4 protein-coding genes are annotated in these 21,818 nt (G+C 49.9%); all 4 read right to left on the bottom strand.

Annotated elements, in window-relative coordinates; genetic code table 11:
- Positions 1-140: 140 nt before the first annotated feature.
- A complete protein-coding gene (locus H6629_12715; GenBank protein MCB9068656.1) occupies positions 141-932 on the bottom strand; it encodes an STAS domain-containing protein in 792 nt (263 codons plus the stop codon).
- A gap of 134 nt (positions 933-1,066) precedes the next feature.
- Positions 1,067-3,679, bottom strand: coding sequence for a SpoIIE family protein phosphatase (locus tag H6629_12710; GenBank protein ID MCB9068655.1), 2,613 nt, complete (start codon positions 3,677-3,679; stop codon positions 1,067-1,069).
- 139 nt (positions 3,680-3,818) lie between these two features.
- On the bottom strand, positions 3,819-5,753 hold the full coding sequence (locus H6629_12705; protein MCB9068654.1) for a PorV/PorQ family protein: 1,935 nt from the start codon (positions 5,751-5,753) through the stop codon (positions 3,819-3,821).
- 63 nt (positions 5,754-5,816) lie between these two features.
- A complete protein-coding gene (locus H6629_12700) occupies positions 5,817-21,815 on the bottom strand; it encodes a hypothetical protein (GenBank protein MCB9068653.1) in 15,999 nt (5,332 codons plus the stop codon).
- Positions 21,816-21,818 lie beyond the last annotated feature (3 nt).

Here is a 21,818-nt window from a genome sequence, read left to right as displayed (position 1 = left end):
AAACCACTAAAAGTTTCTGAAATTGGCAAATCCCCTAAAAAGGCAAAGACAGTGCTTCAGAAGCCTGTCTTTAACTTTTTTTGCCGGAAAATACCGGTAAAACTATTTTTAATATTTCGCCGAGTGCGTTGAAAAAGGGTTTATCTGGGTTTCTGCGCAAACTCACGGCGTTTGCCACGCGAATTCAGACCCATTTGGCTCAGCAGAGAACGCACGCCAAACCAACCGATTCGCGCAAAACCATAGTCCGGTGTATTCAACCGTTTGTTGATTTTGTATGCACCGAATTCCGGGTTTTGCCGAATGATATGTTTCACTTTTTCTTCAACAGGAAGTGTTGCGGTATCCATCATGGATCGTTTGCGAGGCTCATCCGGACTTGCTGCAACTGCCGAGTTGGGCAAATTGGGCAACTTGGGCGCAGATGCAGAAGCTGCCGGAGCTGCCTCCTCACGATTTTCAAATCGTGGTGTCGGTGGCGTTTGCGCGGTTGGTGTGGGATCGGACATAGGTTTGGGCGCGGCTTCTTTCGGCTGCGCTTTAACCCGGGATTCCGAAACCACTTCAACATATTGCGATTCTTCGAATTTGTTCACCGCTTCCTGCACCGAGTCGTAAACATCCAGAATGTGATGAAATTCCAGAAGTTCAAAAATTTCATACACATCGGGGATCATCTGCACCAGTTTCAAGTCACCGTTATTTTCCCGGATCGATTTGATTTCACTGATGAAAATTCCCCAGCCGGCGCTACTAATGTAGTCAACAGCACCCAAATCAATTATGATTTGGTAACGCCCCTGTTTGAGCAAAGCATTCAGCGAACGCTCTACTTCGGCGGAGGTCGTTGTGTCAATATAACCGCCCACTTTAATAATCGAAATCTGGTTGTGGGATCCGGCGTTAAGCGTTGAGACTTGAATTCCTTCCATTCAATCCTCCGTCAGTCATTATATCTTTTTTATCATCGAACTTTATTGTCATTTTATACAGAAAAAAATCATTTTTGTGAATAATGATATTGTCAAAGATACAACATCATTTACTCAAAACAACCCGGACGATATTAATTTTCGCCATCTTTTTCCGGTTGATCGACACCGGTTTCTTCATATCGCTGAAGATTTCCGAATGCTGTTTTATGCGCTTTTCCGCGCGCGGAAATCAGCTTTTCCTTGCTGCGCACAGATGAATTTATCGGTGCGGGCGCAAACGGCATATCGATCGCCGGCTGATCTTCGCTGCGGAAACCGACCAGCACTTCGCCATCGAGCGTTAACAACGGCGTTCCCGGTGGTTTGAGGCGCCGTTTTCCACCGCGCTGCACAAACGATTCCCGGCGCTCTTTGGTATTCAGTTTGGCACGTTTGAGTTCTTCGTAAATCAGCACCGGCGACATTTCCACAAATCCGTATTCCTCTGTATTCAACAAATCGCTGATTTTTTTCGGGCCGTAATGCGGGTATCTGCGGATGATGTCATACATTTTCGTTTTCAATTCCACGCTCATGTGGCGCAAACCGAGGTTGGTGTATCCGTGAAGCATTTCGCGGAGCAAATCGTAGCCACCTTCTTCGTAAATTTTGCGATACCGGTAAAAAGTGGATGAGGAAATCCCGGCAATTTTGCAGGCTTCCGCCACGGTTAATTCGTCGTATTCCTGAACAGCTTCGAACATATCCTGGAATCCGTTCACTTTTACATCAACAGCCGCCATATTTTCTTTGATGGCAACTAACGTAATATCGTCATTTTGCTCGAAACCGCCGGTAAATGTCAAAATATCGTTTTTCAGCGCGTTCACAAATTCAACAACATCCAGATGCCCGAATTTACGGATGGCGGATAAAAATCGCTCATCACCATACAGCTCGCGCTGTGCGTTCATCGCTTCGGTGATGCCGTCGGTATAGAGCACTAAAATGTCATCCGGGTGGAGCCGGATGCGGTCTGCCTGCACCCGTTCACCAAACAATTTGATATCCGGCAAAGTAATGCCCACCGGAAATCCCGATGGATTGAGGTAATAAGTTTCTTTGCTTTTTCCGCGATAAACGATCATCGGGTTGTGGCCGGCGCTGGCAAACGAAACTGTCCGTTCGCGGGAGTCCAGAATAACATAAAACATGGTAACAAACATGCCCCGGCGAATATCGTCAGTCACAAAGCTGTTCACTTTTGTGAGCACTTCTGCAGGATTTTTGTTCCCGCGCGCTTCCAGTCGCAGCGATGTGCGGATCATCGTCATCACCAGCGATCCGGGAATGCCTTTACCGGAAACGTCTGCAACGCAAATGCCGATGCTCTGGTCATCAACTTGCACAAAATCGAACAAATCGCCACCCACTTCTTTAGCGGATTGGTAATACGAGGTAATGTCGTATCCGACCACATCAGGAAAATCGTTGGGCAGCAACATTTGCTGAATTTCCTGAGCTACCTGCAACTCTTTCTGGAGTCGCTGTTGCTCGATCACATTTGCCTGCGCTTCGCGGAATTTGCTGGTCACTTCGCTAAATGCCTGGGCAATTTCCCCGATTTCATCGCGCGCGTCAATGTCAATTTCTTCCTGATCGACCTGTCCCCGGGCAACCTGGCGTACCCATTCTGCCAATCGGTGGAATGGTTTGGTAATTTGCGTTACCATCCAGCCAATACCGAGGATGCCGCCAAACATCAATATACCGAGGAAAACAATCCAGCGAACGTTTTCGCCGGCAATTTTATTTTGAATATGCTCGTCGTCCACCTGCAGCAGGGCGTAACCGATCGGGTCGATATCGCCGGTTTCCGGGCGAACGGGCGCGATAAAATAATAGCACAGCCGGCCATCCACTTCCGATTCGTAAATGGTGATCTGGCTATCGCTTTCCATCACGGTCAATTCATCGATCAGCAATTTTTGGTTGATCATTTCACGATCAAACGGATAAACCGCAATAATTTCCCAGTCTTGCCGGGCGATCATCGCGCGCTGCACCAGATCCGGGCGGTTTTGCTGGATCGATTTGGCGTTCTCCGCCAGAATCAAATCCTGTTCTTCGCGGAGCAGTTCGTAGTTGGTTTTTGCGAAATCCTGAGCAATTGCCCGGACATCAGCAAACAGATTTTTTTGCACATTGGATTTTACGCTCGGCACCACCGCAAAATATGCGATGGCTGTTACCAAAAACATCCCTAAACATGTAAAAAGAAAAAACTTACGCCGCAGCGACATTGAGTTGTAATATGCGGAAATTGACGATTCGACAGCGGCATCGCGGGTTTTGGTGAGGCGCAATTCGTTGCCTTCAGCGGTGATATTGTATTGAATATCATCCATCAGGCGGCGCATCATCAAAATTCCCAAACCGCCCTTTTTCCCGATTTTGACATACTGATCCAAATCCGGGTTGCGCAACTGGCGCGGATCAAACGTTTTTCCTTTATCAATAATCACCAGCGTAACGCTCAGGCGACGCATAATCGCCCGGATGGTAATTTTGCCATCTTTTACATTCTGGTAACCGTGCCGGATGATGTTGGTACAGGCTTCATCCACCACCAGTTTAAAGGAATTTACGATTTTGGGAGAAATCTTGTATTTTTTGCCGATGGCCTCAATAAAATCGCGAACCGATGCCAGTTGAGTCATCGCGGCGGGAACAACAAGTTCTTCCTTGGAGATATTTTTGAACATTCGCTCGAATCAGTTTTTCAATAAAATTAGTTTGCCTTCACCCGATTACCAAACGATTTTTTGGGATAATCATTCCGTATTTTTATAAGTTTACAGAATTTAGCCCCGAAAAAACACATGGCAGATCAGCGTGCTCGAGTTATTGATTGTTACTGCGTTTTATACGATCTTCGACAACCCCGATTGCATCTTGAAGTTTTTTGTTATATGGATATTTTTCCGATAATCTGCGGAAAATTTCCAACGAACGTTCATATCGACCGGCCAGGAAATGATCCATTGCTTCTGCATATTGGCTTTCAGATTCGGGGTCCATTTTCTCCCGGCGTGTGCCCAGTTGCAATCGCGTTTGATCCAGATATTGCCGGAGCGTTTCGTTGGTCGGATCAAGCTTTATCGCATCCTCAAAAACTGTCAGTGCTTCGGTATATTCTTCCGCACGGAGCAGCGCCAATCCGCGAATCAGGAATTGCTGCAAGCGAATCCGGCGGGTGAGCGTGTTGATTTCATCGCGCAGCGCCTGGCTGGCCGGCTGATCCGGATCGGGCGAAAGAATAAGCGCTTCGCTAAGCACCTGCAACGCATCCGAATAATTACCCAACCGGAATTTCTGGCGGGCATCCTGCACCAGTGTGCGCACTTCTTCGCTCAACTGGCGTTTGGTAGAATTGGCGGCCTCGGTTAACACCGGGTCATCCGGGCGCAATTCCAACGCCTGATTAAACTGCATCAGTGCGTCCGTATATTGTTTATTTTGCAGGAGGTTACGACCGCGTTCAAAATAAATGTTGATCTGCTGCTGGGTTTGCGCAGCCATGCCTGCGTCCACAGCCTGGGCAATGGCTTCTTCCTGCCGTTTTTCAAATTCCCGTTCGATAAATCCCTGCGAGCTGTCGAACAGCGCCTGAGCAGTGGTGTTGAACGGGTCATCCTGAATAACGCGCTGGAATTCAACCGATGCTTCAAAATAATTTGAGTTGTCCAGATAATCTTTTCCGCGCTGCATACTTTCGGCAATGCGGCGCTGGCGTTCCTGTGATTTGGTGCTTTCGACCAGCTCTTTTTCTCTGGCGATGCGGTTTTCATCGGCTTGCAATATTTTTTCTTCGCGGGATTTCCCGAGATTGAAGGTGACAGAAAAGCGGTGCGATGCGCTAAACGCGTTATCGGTGCTCAGATTTCCAAAGGCATAATCGATATTCACAAATTTGTATTCCACCCCCGCACCAAATGACGGCGTATTATTGTCGAACCCTACCCGGATGTTGCCCAAATTCTGGAACTGGTATTCCGCTCCGGTGTGAAATGCGCTGGTGCCGTTTTCTATTTGCACATAACTGAGCAGCACGTTCAACCTGCCGCTCAAACCAACCGGGATGCCTTTCATGAGTCCGATGGACATTTGACTGGCTAACGAATCCTTATTCGCCGAAAAATTCAACTCCGGCTTGATCAAGTTCTGATAATGGAACCCGAGAGAAATTCCACTCAAAATACCATTCTGAAAATCGGGGCGATACATCAATCCGGCATCCAGCCCGAATGCGCTGTTATCCTGTCCGGTGAGCGATATGGATTGTTGATTCACTTTAAAGGTTAACCCCGGTGTAAGTCCCCACCAAATTTTTTTGGCGTAAGCGATGTAAATTTCGCTGTAATCGTAACTAAACATTGAACCGTCGGTTGCGTTGAATTCATCCGTGAATAAAATATCACTCACGCCAATGCGCGAATACCCGACCCCCACACTACCCAATTGCAAGGTGGGAAACACAAATCCGAGAAAGTCGTAACTGACGCCGGCAAGTGCCAGCGGGCTGCGGAACAACGTGAAAGACATGCGCGGCACATATTCCAGACCTGCCGGATTCCAATAAACTGCCGATGGATCATCCGCCATTGCCACATACGCACGCCCCAAAGAAAACGCGCGTGCGCCGGCGCCCAGCTCGTGCAGCGGGTTTTGTAAGCCGGCTTTGCCATCCTGTGCGAGGCCGGTAATATGTGTCCCCATCAACAGCGTTAACGTGATGGATATACTCATTTGCCGGATTATTTTTCTTATTTTACTCATGTTCTATCCATTGCTCTATGTTGAATACAACCGCAAAGCATTTTTACAAATTTAATATTTACATTATTTTACAAATGCAACTTTCGTTGTGTACTGTCTGCCGTTCGCTTCCAGAATGGCGATGTAAACGCCGTTCACCACAGTTTGCCCGGCATCATTTTTTCCGTTCCAGAACAGCGTTCGGTTGTATAATCTGCCGCCGCTATCCAGCCCGGACTCCGTTTGGCGATAGACCAACTGACCGGTGAGGGTGTAAATGCTGATGGTCGCTTCGCTGCCGCTTTCCATTACAAAAGAGAAGAAGGTCAGCCCCGAGCCGTTGTTGCTGTCTTTCCCGAACGGGTTGGGATAGTTGCGGAACGCTACTTCCGGATCGTCGGAAAGAATGGTGATGCCGCCGGATGTCGTCAAATTGGAATTGATGATCGGTGTCCCGACGCCGTCCAGCACTTCTGCCGGATTTGAGGATGCGCCGCGTGCCCGAACATTGCTAATAGCCAGACTAAAATTGCGGTTCAACTGCGCGCCGGACAAATCAATGCGCACCACAAGGCTGTCGCTTTCACCCGCAGGAATCTGCAACGGTGGGTCAAAAGTCAGGAGCACCGGATTTGATTCCGGATCTGAAATCGCAACGCTAATCAATTGATCCGGTGGCGAAGCGTTGCCACTCGGGTTCGTTTGATAAAATTCCCAACTGACCATTTCCATTCGCGATACCAGATTTTGAACATCGGGCACGTTAGTTGCGCCTTCCGTTACGCGAATCTGAATTTCATCCACCCGGATAATTTCGGCAGGATTCGGATTCCTGAATGCCAAACCAAATACCGCCAAATTTTGCTGTCCGGCGGCATAGCTGCCTTCGTCCAGCTTTACTTCGTCAATCAGACTCAATTCCAATTGGGTCGGCACCATGTTGATGTCAACCGTTTCCGTTGTTGTATTCACGCTGGCGGTGGTTTGGGTGTTTTCATCAATTGGAATTTGCGTAAGCCGCAATGTTGCCACAGTGCTCACGTTTCCGCTCGGTGCAGTGATGTTCCAACTAACAATCGCGCTGTCCACTGCAGCATCGATTGTGAAATTTTGAATCGCGGGCGTTCCCGGATCGATTGTAAATGATGAATTGAGGTTCGATAATTGAACCGTTCCGCCACCCGTTGCATCGGCACCGCCGAAATTATCATTTTTAATCACGGCGCGAATGGTAAATTGCTCGCTTGCCGTAAGGCTGAATGCCGGATCCGGTGTGTAAAACTGCAAATTGGTTTTCGGCTCGACGATGACGCCGGTCGAATCGCTGTTCAGTTGAACCGGATCGGTAATTCCGGGATCACCATTTTGGTCGCGTCCGGAGATCACCAGTTTTATTTGCTGCGGCGACCCGCCGGAAATGATCGTTGGCGCACTCACTTTCCAGCGAATCGTGTTATCTGCATTGACAGATTTTGTGGAATCGCCATCTAGAATCGTGAAGCCATCCGGCAATTCGAGCGTTCCGCGTTTTTCGATCACCGCACCGACAAAATCGGTGAGCGCCGAAACCGTGAACACCTGACCGGTCGAAACCGTGCTGAGCGGCTGGCTGGTTATATCATTCAACAATTGCAGCGAAAGGATGCTCGCCGAAACCGGTTCGGCAATTTGCACATCGCGGCGCACACTATCGACCGACACAAAAGCAGCTGCACCGGTGTTGGCATCGCGGGCACTTCGGGTAATCCGCGCTGTCAAATGGGACGGATCAGCGAGTGCCGTTAGTTGCTGAACCAGTCCATCTAATAGTTGATTCAGTTCCCGCTGACGCGCATCGCTGCCGCCGCTTTCATCCACCTGATTGGCGGATTGCAGCATCAGCAATCGCGATTTTTCAGCGCGGGTTTCGTTAATCTGATTTAACAATCCGGCAATCGCGGAATTTTCTTCTGCCCGAACCTGCCACTCCACCGGCTGATCGATGCCAAACGGTTTTGTGGGAGTTTCCCCATCGAGCAGGAATAATTTTTCACCGAGCGAAAGGGTCACTTCACCCGTAGGCGTTGCGAGTACACCGGCTTCGCCGAGATTGCTGACCACCGCCCGATAGGTGATGGTATCGCCCTGGCTAACCACATCGTTGAACAGCGTTTCCACCACATCGCCGGTAATCGAGAGGTTTGCCCGTTTTTGGAGCGTGATTTTGAGCGTGTCGCTGTCTTCCGAAATAGCGTTATTTATCGCAGAAACCGCCCGGATATCCAGCGCAAAATCCAACGTTTGACCGCCAGAAGTCGTATCGGGCAGATCCAACTGCCACTCAACCAGACCGTTATCCAAAATATTTGCAGTCAGCGAATCGACGGCAAAATAATTCTGCGGCAGGCTCAACTTCGCTCGTGCGGTTGAAAAATCGCCGACCAGTTGCGGTTGCAAAAAGATGCGAACGCGCTGTAAACCGGATGCGGTAATTTCGGTTGTTCCCGGTGCGTTGATGTAGGCTGCGCTAATTGTTGCGCCACCGGTTTCAACCACCTGCATGTTAAATGATGCGGTTGTGTCCGCAGCAATTGCTGCGTATTCATTTGTATTTTCATCTTGGGAAGTATCTGCAACTATCCGTGCTGTAAAATTGTAATTATTTGGCGTGATACCGGTGTTCGCCTGTAATTGCCAAATAAATTCCGCACGATTGTTGATCAATTTCCGGCGGCGTTCGGCTGTGCCGTTCGAAATGGTAAACTGGGCTTCATCATATTCCAGCGCTACATAAACACTGTCGTCCGGCAACAGTTTTGCGGTTCCGGTATTGGTCACAAATCCGCGCAGGGTAAATGGCTGCTCCGGCGCAACAATATCTGCACTGGCGATAAGGCTATCTGCCTGCAACAGCGCTTTCTGAACAACACCAACGTTGAACGCAGACGTTTTTTGCAAAATATCCGCCGCTTTGTTGCGGTTAGCATCGGTTGCTGCAGCTTGCAAAATGGCAGAAATTTGCGGTTGACCGCTCGGCACATCTGCGCCGGCAAATATGCGCACGGTATCACTTTCTGTTTCACCGGTTCCGATGAGGATATTTGCGCTGTCACCAACGGCTGAGCCCTCAATTTGGAAGCTTGCCGGAATTTTGACCGTCACCTGATTATTACCGGTCGTTGTTGCTTCGCCGCTGTTTTCCACCCAAACACGCACATCGAACCACTGTTCTGTGCTGATGGTGCCGTCGATCGCACCGGACGGTTCGATAATTTCTGAGAACATGCTCAACTGCGCCCGATCTACCAGCCAGAAACCGATCGTATCTGCTGCCGGTGGTGTGGCACCGCCGCTGATGTCAATGCCTTCTGCACTCACAGAAATATTCAGCGAATCTGCCAAAATGGACTGTGGTGAATTACCGCGTGTGCCGTTTTGGACGCCTTCCGGCGAGAGCAAATTGGCATTCGGCGCGATAATTTTCCAGGTTACGGAACTGGAATCCGGCGAGATTGTCCGCTGCGTATCCGATAGGGCAACGAATCCATCCGGCAGGCTGATGGTTGCGGTTCGCCCGGTTGGGGCAACATTCCCGCTAAAAGTAAGATTGGTAGTAACCGAAAACTGTTGCCCGGATGATACCGTATCACGTCCGGCAACCGGCGCACTTATTTGCAAATTGCCAACGGTAACCATTGCTGATTCAACAATTTCAACATCGGCGCTGGTTTCCGGCACGCTGGCAAAAGCAGTTGCATTTGTGTTTTCATCCTTAATTGCGGCTGTGTCGATCACCGCACGGATGGGCGTAGTACCTAAATTTGTCAGGCTATTGAGATAGAAACTGCTGCTGCCAATGCCGACACCGTTCGTCAAAACGACATTTATCGATTGCGTTGTATCCGTCGAGCCATCGGAAAATCTGAAATATGCTGTGTCGATTTCAACCGTCACCGGAACGGTTATTGGCGTAATTCGAGCCGTACCGCTGTTTTGCACCTGAACGGTGACCAACAGGCTATCCCTTCCGGCAGAGAATTGGCTTTCCGTGCTCAGCGAAACCGCCAGATTGGCTTTTTCGACCACTCGCAGATTTTCCAGAATCCGTTCGCCAACACCAATTGCTGCGGCTGCGTTGCTGTTGGAATCCAGCGCGGCGCTGGTCAGGTTTATTTTTATTGAATCCAGCGTTGTTGTGGCATTTGGTGACGCGGTAACTTTCAGCGTATCGAATGCGCCGGTTGCCAATTGGATAACGGTTGTTCCGCTGCTATCGCCGATGGTAAATCCGGTTGGCAGTTGAATTTCCACCGTGTTGGCGTCGGTTGTTCCTGCGCCGCCTGTCACCTGATTTTCCACACCAACCCGCAAATCGAAAATCTGCCCGGTGCTGAGTGTCCGGTCAATCGCGCCGGTTGGCGCAATAATGTTTCCGCGAACAGCGAGGCTGGGAGCCGTTTGCACAGCTACGGTTAAGGTCGCATTTTCAATTCTGTCATCTCCACTGCTGCCATCAATGGCAACGACACGAACGGCAAAATCAAAAGTTGCCGGCGGTTGAACATTCGCAGGTGCCCGGATGGTCCAGGTTGTGTCCACCTGCCCGGAAATATTTGTAATCCGCAACGGCGAGTTCGTGGTGAAACCGCCATTTTGCGGCAAAAATAACTGAATATTTTGACTGTTACCTTGCAGATTTCCGAGGAAATTTACAACCACATTCAAATCAAATTCTTGGCTGGTGGAGATGGTGCTGTCTGTCGCACCTGCCGGGTTGGTGATTTCAAAAGATGAAATATTCACGCTGCCACCGGAAACGATTTCAACCGAATCTGTTGCAGAAGAATCTGACGAAAATACGCGCTGGTTGGTGTTTTCATCCAGAATGGCATTGAGCACCAAATCACCTCGAATTGCTGCGGTATCCGGCACACTCTGGCTGCTGAGGAAAATTTGACGCGTGCTGTCCAGTTTTACCATAAACGTCATTGTATCGCTGCTGCTGCCTTCAAACTGAACCAGACTCGGATCGATGGTCACTTTTACCGGAACAAATTCTGCATTTACGCCCGCGGTACCAAAGTTGCCGACGGAAAGCGTAACCGGCAGACTGTCTGTTTCGGTCGAAAAACTTTGCGGTGCCGAAAGTGCAATCCGAACATCCGCTTTGGCTACCGTGCGAACGGCGGTTTGGCGCGTGCCGACACTCACGAAAGCCGGTTCACCGGTGTTTTCGTCATTGGCGGCTGAATCTATTTGCGCCGTTATGGAAGCCAACGGACTGGCGGTTGCCGGTGCGCTAATCGGCAACATTACAGAATCGCCGGTTGCGAGATTGAAAATTGAAACCGGCGTGGTATATCCGGCAGGCAATTGAATGCTGAGTTGGTTGAGATCTCCGGTTTCGGTATTGGCCGTGCCGGAATTACTAATTTTCATTTTATAATTGAAGGTTTGTCCGGTGGAAAACTCACCGTCTGTTGCACCTTCGGGTGAATCGATGGATGTCTCCAAAACCAGATTCACGCGATCAACGGTCGTCACAGGAATTGACCGGTTTGTGGAAACAGGATCGGTTGAACCGCCACCGATATCCCGCAGGGCATTCAGAACAACCCGGATGCTATCGACATCAACTGAGGCTGTCGCCGGTGCCGTAACCTGCCAGCTCACTGTGCCGTTATCGCCGCTGACGGTTTGGGTATCGTTAGGGGCGCTGTATCCGGCGGGCAATTGGATGGCTGCGGTTCTGCCGGTATCCAAAACAGTATCGAAGCCGTAACCTGCCTCAACCGTGAATATTTGACGGGTGGAAACTATACTATCGGTTGCGCCGACGGGCTGGGTAATTTCCAGACGGGTAACATTTACGCCGCCACTTTCGATAACGGAAATTGGCTCAACTGCGTTCGGAATGCTAACCACTACTGTTGTATCATTATAATTGTTATTTTCATCCTGAAGGCTGTCACTCAGCAGTGTTCCGGTGAGGTTAGTTGTGGCAATATTATTCAGGGTGTTGATCAGCACCGTTCCCGTTCCCAAACCGGTGGTTTCGTTGATCGAAATGTTGATCGTATCTGCTGTCGCTAAGGGATTTCCGGTAAACTGGATGACATTCAGATCATCAATTTCAACGCGAACCGGAACGAGATTTGGCGTAATGCCAGCCTGACCGGAATTGCGGATTTCAACGGTGATCGGCAAGCCGGTCCGACCGGTTGAATAACTGCCAATACTGCTGAAGTTGAGGCTCAAATCCGCACGGCGTTCCGCTCGCAATCCGGCGATGGTTGCATCGCTGACCAGCACCTGCGCGGTTGTGTCCGTGTTTTCGTCGAATGCCGGAGTCGTCAGTTGAATGCCCAAATTCCGGGCATCTGTGTGGGCGGTTTGAGGTGCCTGCAGGCGGATTTGCCGGGTTTCGCCGGTTGCCACCATCAATGGGTTACTGCCGGAAATCAGTTGATATCCGGTTGGGATAACCAGCGTTACTTCGCTGGAATCACTCGTTCCGGCAACACCGTCGTTGGTGATGCTGATATCCACATCAAAAAACTGGCGGGTGGATAATGTCCGATCCTGTGCGCCTGCCGGTGCAACAATCGCTGCTGAAATGCGCAATTGGGCACGCGGAACAAGTTCGACGGTTAAAGTATCGGGAGCATTATAGGTAAAACCGCTGCTGCTATCTGTGGCACTTGCATCAACAATAAAATTAAACGGCAGCAACTGTTGTGCAGAAACATTTCCGCGACGGATAGTGCTCAGCATTTTTTGCAGCGTCGTATCCGACGGTGCCTGAATGATCCAATTAATTGTTGTATCGCCATTTGCAGCTACGGGAACATCCAGCGTTGAATTGGTAGTGAAACCGCTGTTTTCCGGCAAGGTCAGCGTTACCCGGCGCGAGTCATTTTCCAGATTACCGGCAAAAGTCGCCGATGCCTGCAAAGTAAACCGTTGTCCGGTAGAAACAGTGCTGTCCACCGCACCGGATGGCGTGGTGATTACAAAATTGTTGATCTGTACCGTTCCGCTGTTCACAAGATTCACATTTTGCGATGCACTCGGCTGGCTGGCAAATACTGTTGCATCAGCAAAATTATTGTTCTCATCCTTCAATCCGACAAGCTGCAATTCACCGAGAATATTCGCCAAATCAACACTGTCCTGGCTAGACAGCGAAATAATTCTCGAGCCATCGATAGGCACTTTGAATGACATGGTGTCATTCGCGCTACCCGGGAAACGGATCAAATTCGGATCAATAGTCACTAAAACGTTAACGCTGTCAACCTCACTGCCGGTTGCACTGTCGGTTACTGCGGCAGTGCCGAGATTAACCAAAGAAAGCGTTACCGGTAGATTCGGCGTATTCGTGGAGAAATCCGTCGGGGCGCTCAGCGAGAGTTGCAAATCCGCTTTCGCAACGGTTTGCACGGCTATTTCGCGCAGAACGGTGTCGATAGTCGCAGCAGTACCGGTGTTTTCGTCATTAGCGGGGGTCACCAGCCGTGCGGTAATTTTGTTCAGCGCACTTGCAGATACCGGCGCTGTAAACGTCAGATTTTGGATCGCTCCGGTTGCGATCGGTACATTGATTGTTTGCGGCGTGTAACCGGTCGGCAGCGTCAGCCGAACAGTATTGTTGTCCGTTGTCTGGGCGATTCCGCTGTTGCTCACCTGAATCTGAATGTCAAACGACTGACCGGTGGACAGCACACCATCGATTGCGCCATTCGGCTCGATAATCGATGCGTTGACGCTCAGTCGTGCGCGTTCCACCAATTCCACCGGCAACACCAGGGTATCCGCTGGCGATCCGCCGCTGGCATCCGATGCGTTTGCAATGACCTCGAAATTGAATGCCTGCTTCAATATCTGCGCCACGGATTCACCACGACGGGTGTCGAGGCGGCTGCGCAACTCTTTCAGTGTGGTATCCGAGGGCGCCTGAATAACCCAATTTACGGTATCGACGCCATTTTGATTGGCAAAAACTTCCAGCGGCGAGTTGGTGGTAAATCCGCTGCCGACGGGTAATGTTAAAGTTGTGCGGCGCGTGCCGGTGAGCAGGTTTCCGGCGAAATTCACCTGCGCCTGCAGCGTAAATTGTTGTCCGGTGGATATGGTGCTGTCCACCGCGCCTGCCGGCGTGATGATCGCAAAATTGTTAATCTGAACTGTCCCGCTGTTCACTACTGCTACACTCGCCGTATCCTGCGGAACTGATGAAAATACCGTCGCTCCGGCGGGATTGTTGTTCACATCGCTGATGCCTGCCAATTGCAACGTCCCGCGAATATCGCTCGATCCGGTCTGGTTCTGCGAAATCAGCGATATCGTCCGCGTCCCGCTGCTGCCGCTCAACCCGACGTTGAACGTCCGGCTGGCGGCGGTGCCATCATCGCTGAAATGGAACACATTCGGGTCAATTTCGACCAACACCGGAATGCTGTCCGCGCTCACGGCGGCGGTGCCCAAATTGCTCACCTGCAACTGAACCTGCATCCCGCTCGTCCCGGTTGAGAAGCTGTCCGGCGCGGTAATCGCCAATGCCAAATTGGCTTTTGCAACCGTCCGCACGGCAATATCCCGCCGATCGTTTTGCACGGTTGCGGGTGCGTTTGTGTTGGTATCGTTGGCGGCGATTTGCAATGTTACGGAAATTGTATCCAGTGCGCTGGCAATGTTCGGCGCGGTGATTTGCAACGTATCCGCCACACCCGTTAGCAGGGTAAATGTGGTATCGCCGCTAAACAGGTAATTCGCCGGCAACGATACATTCAGGGTATTCGAACCGCTGGTTAACGCCGTGCCGGTTTTGCTCACCAAAACGCGCAGTCCAAAAGTTTGATCGGTGGAAACAACGCCGTCAATTGCGCCGGACGGTTCAACAATCGAGGCTTGCAGCGTCAGTCGCGCCTGAGTAACCGTTTCGATGGCGATTGGCGGAGCAGTATCGCTCACCAGTGCCGGAGTTCCACCGGTATCCCGGTATCCGGAAAATTCGACAGAAATATTTTGTTGCGGCGATGCCGTATTCGGTGCCCGTACTGCCCAGTAAACAACACCGCTGTTTGTCCCGATTGAGATCGTATCATTGGGCGTGGAATAGCCCGGCGGCAATGAAATTACTGCCGTTTTTCCGGTATCTACAACATTTGTATATTGATAACTTGCCGCGATAATAAACGTCTGACCGGTAGAAACAACGCCATCTTTTGCCCCTTCGGAAGAGTCAATAACGGCAACAACCGTTACGTCATCCGTTGACAATTCAATGGTTTTCACATCGCTGGTATCTGCAATAAATGCGAAATCCGTGGTGTTGGTATCCAGCGCTGCGGTTGCCGGGCCGATGCTCAACACAAAATCGGATATGTCACTGGTTGCAGCCAATGCAGTAAACAGATATTCTATCGTGTCACCAATGGTCACGGTCTGGTCTTCCAAACCGGAATCCAGGTTGTAAACCGTGTTCGGGTAAGTGAGCAGCGCCTGGGCTGTGTTCGGCGAAACGCCTGCCGTACCGTTGTTTTCAATAAGCCCTTTGAGGGTAAATTGTTGGGTACCAACGACCATCGGACCATCGATCCAACGGGCGGCTAACGCAGCGCGCTGCTGGATTTCCATTTCCAAAGTGGCAGCATTTGGACCATCAATCAGCGCGGGTGTAACGCCATCGCCGCTCAGCGACGTATCAGTAATAACAGCTCTCAGAACCGAAACCTTGGCTGTGTTACCCGTCCAGATTGGGATATCGCGGGTTTCATCCGGGAACATGCGAATGGTCAGCGTATCGCGGGTTAACCCGGCATTGAGATAAAACCCTTTATTGCGGAAATCGAGAAAAATGGTTGTGCTGTCTCCCACTTGCAACGGGCCAGAGCCGGGTTTCAGGCTCAAATCCAGTTGCCAGTTGAATGATTGCAGGGTAGAAACCGTTTCGTCAATCGCTCCGGTGGGACTGGTAATTGCTCCAGCAAAAACCAGTGTGGCGCGTTCCAGAACCTCGGCGGTATCTTCCGGTGTGGGATTGTTAAATGTGTTAACTGTGTTAGGTCTGCGAATATCGTTATAGCGAACTTCCGCCCTGCCGCGATATTGTCCGTTTGGAATATTGTTCGACAACCGGAAAAATCTGCGAACGAGCAAGGTATCGCCGCCCAACAGCGTATCCACCGCTGCAGGATTTTGACTTTGCAAACTCCAGAAACTGCTGGCATCGCCGTCTGCGGCATCCAAAAAGCGGCTGGTGATGTTGCGGATTTGCGCAGCCGATTGCCCTGAATTCCGCAAATAATATCTCGCTTCAATATTTTCCGCACCGGCGATCATGGTTACCGGGCTCAGCGACAGCGAATCCACGACGATCGTTGCCGGACTAATTATATCAATTTCATTTGCAACCGTTGTATCGAGCGCTGTAAGGGTATCGCCATTGGATAAATCACCAAAAAGATGGAACGATACATCAAAATTTCCGGTGCTGAAACCAACGGGAATCTGTCTGGACTGGAAAAATATTTCGCTGGTGTCATTCCCGGAGATCACGAACGATTCAGCAACTGTTGCATTATAGGTAAGCGAGCCGTCTGTAAACTCGATAAAAGAGCTATCGCGATCCACCAATAAATCTGTGGAACCTGTGTTGACAAATCTGGCAATAAACTGGGTCGTTTGCCCGGCGACCACGGTGTCCGGCGTCAAACTGCGGGTATCATATGAAACCATCACACCGGTCTGGATTTCAAAGCTTTGTTGCCGGATGATGCTGATATCGCCGTTGTTCAGACTGACAATCGCGTTGACGTTTACAACACCCGACCGTGCGGAAAGCGGGACTGTAAAATCCCAGATCAATTGTGATGGAATTCCGGATTGAATGGTAACTACCGAATCAAATGCTTCAATCGATAGCAACTCGTTATTGTCCGCATAGCGGAGTTCCAAACGCGTGGAATCGCCGGCATCGGTTTCCAGATCAACTACTGTGTTATTTTCCAGACTGAGGGTTGCCGTGAGCAAATCGCCGATAATCGCAGCATTATCAGACAACGCGAGAGTTGCGTTTATATTTACAGAATCGCCGACGGTGATTGCCGTATTCGTTGAAATATCCGTGAACGATTGTGCATCGCCAAACGCGTTGCCGAGCACATTTACAGACACCTGATAAGTGCCGGTTGTGTTAAGGGTTATCGGTGAAAACTGCAGCGTGGTGTCTCTATTCGCCCCGATAAATGCCGGTGAGTTGGTCAAATCTACCGGTACAGTGAAGGTCGTGTTCAAATCGGTAATTTTTTTGAGCACCAGTTGGGTGGAACCGCTGACCACCAACGGTGTGCCACCGTTATTGGTCACCCGAACATGAAATGTTGCGGTTTCGCCGGGACCGTAGCCAGTTGTGTCGAGGAATGTTGCTGTATTTGCGATGTCCGGCGCCGTAAAAACTTGCAGCGTTTTCAGGCTAAGGGTGGTATCGATAAGGCTGGCACCGCTGTTGACATCTTCCCCGCTGACGATCGCGCCAAAGAAAACCGGGAAATCGTTGGTGAGTAAACTGCCGGGAATATCCAGCGAAAATTGCACATCGGTGGTGGCGCCGCTGCTCAACGTTACCGGCAGGTTATTGGTGAGCAACTGCACCGGATAGCTGAGATCATTATTTGACGCATTTCGCAGCACCAGCGACACATTATCGAGCATTGCCGGCGCAGCGCTGTTGTTTTGTACCGTTGCGGTAACTATCAAATCCTGCTGCCCGACGTATGCGGAATCGCGCGAAGTGGCATTCTTTACGATCGAAATTGCCGTTGCCGCCAATGTAGCTGCGGCTTGCACTTCCAGATTTACATTGGTTGCCGTGGCGCTCAACGCTGATCCGGAGATCGAATCTGCACCGGTTGCGCTTGCAGCCAGCGAATAGGTTCCGGCAGGCACGGCACCCGGCACATCCAGCCGGAACTGCACCAGTTGGGTTGCGCCGCTTGCCAGCGAGAACGGCAGATCAACAGGGTTGACCCGCGTGGCGGTGATCCCCGAACTGACATTCAGCGATACCGTGTCAATATTTGCGATTGCCCGAAAATCGCCGGAAACGCCGTTTCGCAGTCGTGCGGAATAAATAATGCCGCTCTGTCCCTGACTAACCGTATCCGGTTCGATGGATTCCAGGCTAAAGGAAAGCGCTGCCGGACGAAAAACCGTGACGGTTGCCGGATTGACAGCACCGGTATCGCTTAGCGATGTGCCGAATCGCAGTTCGGTAGCTTTAAATCGGGCATCGATAACACTGTTACCGGTAGTTGCTGCGCCGCCAATATCCAGCGAAAACGCAAATTGGGCAGTGTCACCGGCGGCGATGGTTACGGGCAATGCCGTTACAATACTGCCGGAAATTCCGGTATTCCCGGAAAACAGCAACAGCGAATCCACCCGAATGGAAGTTGTCGCATTCAGGTTTTTCAACCGGACAAATGAATTCAACCCGCTTTGCCCCTGCACCACTTGCGCGGGCGCGGTCACTTTCTGGATTTGCAAATCCGACGCCGGAATTGCGGATCGGATTTCCAGCGAATCGAGATCGGTGCCGGTGAGCGCGTATGTTTTGTTGGATAACGTATCGAGATAGCTGATGCTCACATCCAGCGGATCAAATCCGATTGCCGAATTTGGATCAACCGTCAGCGTATAGCTCAGGTTCGATAATCCCCCACCGCCGGTTACGGTAACCGGGAACGCGGTTGATGGGGTTAAAATATGATTGTTGTTAAAAATGAGGTCAACATCGCCGGAATTAATTCGCGCATCTGCCGCGCCGCTATTCTGGAGATCGATATTCAACACGATGCCGGTTTGCCCGGGAACAACCAGATTGGTTGACAGCGCTGCGTTCACAATACTCAAACTGGATCGGGAAACCACATTAAATTCGTTTGCAACAGCTGCCGTAGTCGTCAAAGTATCTGCGATATCGGAATTTATATCGACCAATCGATAAGTGGTCAGCGCATTATCTGTTCCGGTCGGGTAACTGCCGGATACATTAAAGTAAAACGTTACGGGCGAGCTGTTTGTATTTGCCGGAATCGAAAGCGTTGTCGTTTCTTGCGGACGAATGCCGGATAATTGCGATGTTGCCAACGTGACATAATTTGTCAAATCGATTTCGGCGGTTGCCCTGTTGGTGCCGTTGTTTCGGAAAGTGAGGGTTACCAAAACCGAATCGCGACCTTGCGAAACGGTGTTTGGTGCAACACTAATCGAGTTAACAATCACATTCGGCACCCGTTGCACTAAAATTTGCGGCAGACCTGTCGTCAAGGTAGTATCAAATGGCAAACCGTTTCGGAAACCACTCAGGGTAACGCTGGACGGATAGTCGTTGGTGTCGTTGTTGGATAAAATTTGATTTGTCGTGAACGTAATTTCAACCGTTGCGCCGCCACCGGGAATGGCAAAACTCTGATCGAGATAAACCGTGTCATCGGAAAAGCTCAAAAATGAAGCGGTTGGCGAAAGGGTTATGTTTCCGCTGCCGGTATTCGATAGCTGCGCGGTAAACGTTACCGGACGTCCTTCCGTGACAGTCAAAGGCGTCAAACCGGAAAATGTGATATTGACATCAAACAATTGCAGCGAATTGGCCGGCAACAGGATTGTGCCATTTAGCCGGTTATTTGTTCCGGTTCCTGCCAACGTCAATTCCGGCGTAAAACTGCTGGTTGAAAAATTGGAATTGATGGCTGTAGTTGCATATTGCAAGGTGTTGACGCCCGGCAAAACCGTGCTACCGGATGAAAGCGCCGCACTGAAAGTGGTGGCACCTTCGCTGAATTCGAATAATGTTCCGCTGCTGTTCAGCGAAACCGTTCGCGGTGAGGGATTCTGAATCTGCACGGAAAATCCCACTGAAGCGCCCGGATCGGTAATGGTTGGGGACAGACTGTTGGCAACGTATGTCAAATGATAAACGTGCAAATCCAGCGTATCTGTTCCGGCGATAATCGCCCGGAAAAAGGTGGAATCCTGGGTTAAATCAGTGGAAACAACGTTGGTTACCTGACCGTTGGAATCGCTGATTAATTGATCGGCATCGAAATTTACAGAATAACCGGGCAACGCCTCAAAATCGATGGTGGTACCAGAAACCGTGTTGCCGAATGCATCCACTGCCCGCACCGTAAATGTCACTTCTTCACCGGCAATGGCGGCTGCGCTGTCCTCTCCGGCAATGCCGCGCAAACTGACCAATTCCAGCGCTGTTGCGGCTCCGGTAGTTACTGTTGCGCTTACCGTTGCACTATTGGCTGTATTAGTGCCATCCGTCCACTGTGCGGATAACAATTGCGGCGAACCGGTTTGCCCGAGCGTCCACGATGTCGCAGCTTCGCCGGAACCATTGGTCGTGCGATTGAGCGGCGTTACACTACCGCTAACCGGAATAAAACTGATGGTTGAATCTGAAATGGCGTTTTCGAATTGATCCACCAACCGGAACCGCACGGAATCTGCCAATGCCTGCCCAAATTGCCCCGAAACGCTGCTGTTGGAAACGATGAGAATACTGTCAGGTGCGTCGGGTGTTGCGATTCCTGTAAAAAAAGTATCTGCAGGAACAGTATTTGACGCAAAAGCCCGAACCGTGTAACTTCCGGTTTTAGTTCCGAGCGTTAATTGCGTTGATGCCTGACCAGATGAATTTGTTGCAACAACATATTTGGTCAGCACTTCATTTTCCGCACCGCTGGGCTTGCTGGTAATTGAAAAACTAATCGGTACATTTTCTACCGGGGCGTTTAATGCATCGCGGACTTCAACTGTAAAATTAGCAAGCTGATTTCCAACGATTCCGGACAATGTGTCCGGTTCTACAATGAATAATGTATCTATCGGTGTTGATGTAACCGTAAACTGGGCACTTGTGCTCGCACCTAACCCGGCTTCGGTTCTTGAGTAGATAACGGGGTTAAAATTAAATGTTCCAGCTAAAGTTGCCGGAATATCAGTTTGAAAACCAACACGTACAGAGTCTTTTATTGCAAAAGGTGGAAACTGTACATACAAACTATCATTTGTGGAATTATAATACCAGGTCGCAACATTACCCAAAAACAGTGATTGATTTGCTGTCGGTGGATTCGAACTGTTCAATAGAAAAAAGTTTTCGCCATCTACCACAACTTGATTGACAGACATTTCGGTAGTAGCCCATAAACTTGGCTTTCCGAGACGAACAACATCCGCCTTGCCCATGTTTTGTAAAAACGATGATCCATTTAGCTGCACATTAGCCACACTAAGCGTAAACGCCTGATTTTGTGTGCCTTGCGCAACGGTTGTAATATCCAGCGAACTTGTTGCATTCAAATTATCGGATGGATAAAAAACGATCGCACGTCCATCAGCAATTGAGCCAGGCGTATCATGGGCGTATTGTATAAAATCGTTGGGTGCCGGACTCCCTTTCGCAAACCGGAGCCCTATTGTTGCAGAATTCCCATTCAAAGCACCGATATCAAAATATTGATATTTGACAATATTTGTCGTTTCATAAAACACAACCTGCATCGTCAACGGAGAATTCGGGACAGGAAAAAGGGCAGAATTAATGTTTGAATATTGTACGACAAACCTGCGATATGGCGCCACGCCGGCGGTCAATGTATCGATTTTTGCATCTGCATTATCTAAAGAAATCCTGTCCCAATATGGTGCAAGCAATGTATCCGGGTGTTCTGTAAAGCTCATGGTGGAGAATTGCTGATTACTCGGAAAACTTCGCACAGAGGTGGCGTAATCAAAAAACGACATCCATCCATTCGTGCTAACATAAAGCGTATTAAAATCGGTACCATAAAAATTGAATGAAAACGGTAGCGGTGCTGTGTAAACCGTATCGTAGTTTGTAGAATTCAAATTTGATAACACATGCCCCGGACCGATATCAATCCAGTTAAAACTGGCATCTGAAGTACCGTTATTGTCTGCCCAATTAAGGTTTTGTGAGCTGGGTGTGCCTTTATCCGCCCACACCTGCAGCGGTAAACTGACGCACAAAAGGATGAGTATTAAACGCGTAACGCTGTTCATCATACA

The organism is Calditrichia bacterium, assembly GCA_020634975.1.
Taxonomy (GTDB): domain Bacteria; phylum Calditrichota; class Calditrichia; order RBG-13-44-9; family J075; genus JACKAQ01.
This window is presented reverse-complemented; position numbering and strand designations above follow the sequence as displayed.

Excerpts from the sequence above, each read along its gene's own strand:
- H6629_12715 (MCB9068656.1), bottom strand. The coding sequence starts at position 932 with ATGGAAGGAATTCAAGTCTCAACGCTTAACGCCGGATCCCACAACCAG.
- H6629_12710 (MCB9068655.1), bottom strand. The coding sequence starts at position 3,679 with ATGTTCAAAAATATCTCCAAGGAAGAACTTGTTGTTCCCGCCGCGATG.
- H6629_12705 (MCB9068654.1), bottom strand. The coding sequence starts at position 5,753 with ATGAGTAAAATAAGAAAAATAATCCGGCAAATGAGTATATCCATCACG.
- H6629_12700 (MCB9068653.1), bottom strand. The coding sequence starts at position 21,815 with ATGATGAACAGCGTTACGCGTTTAATACTCATCCTTTTGTGCGTCAGT.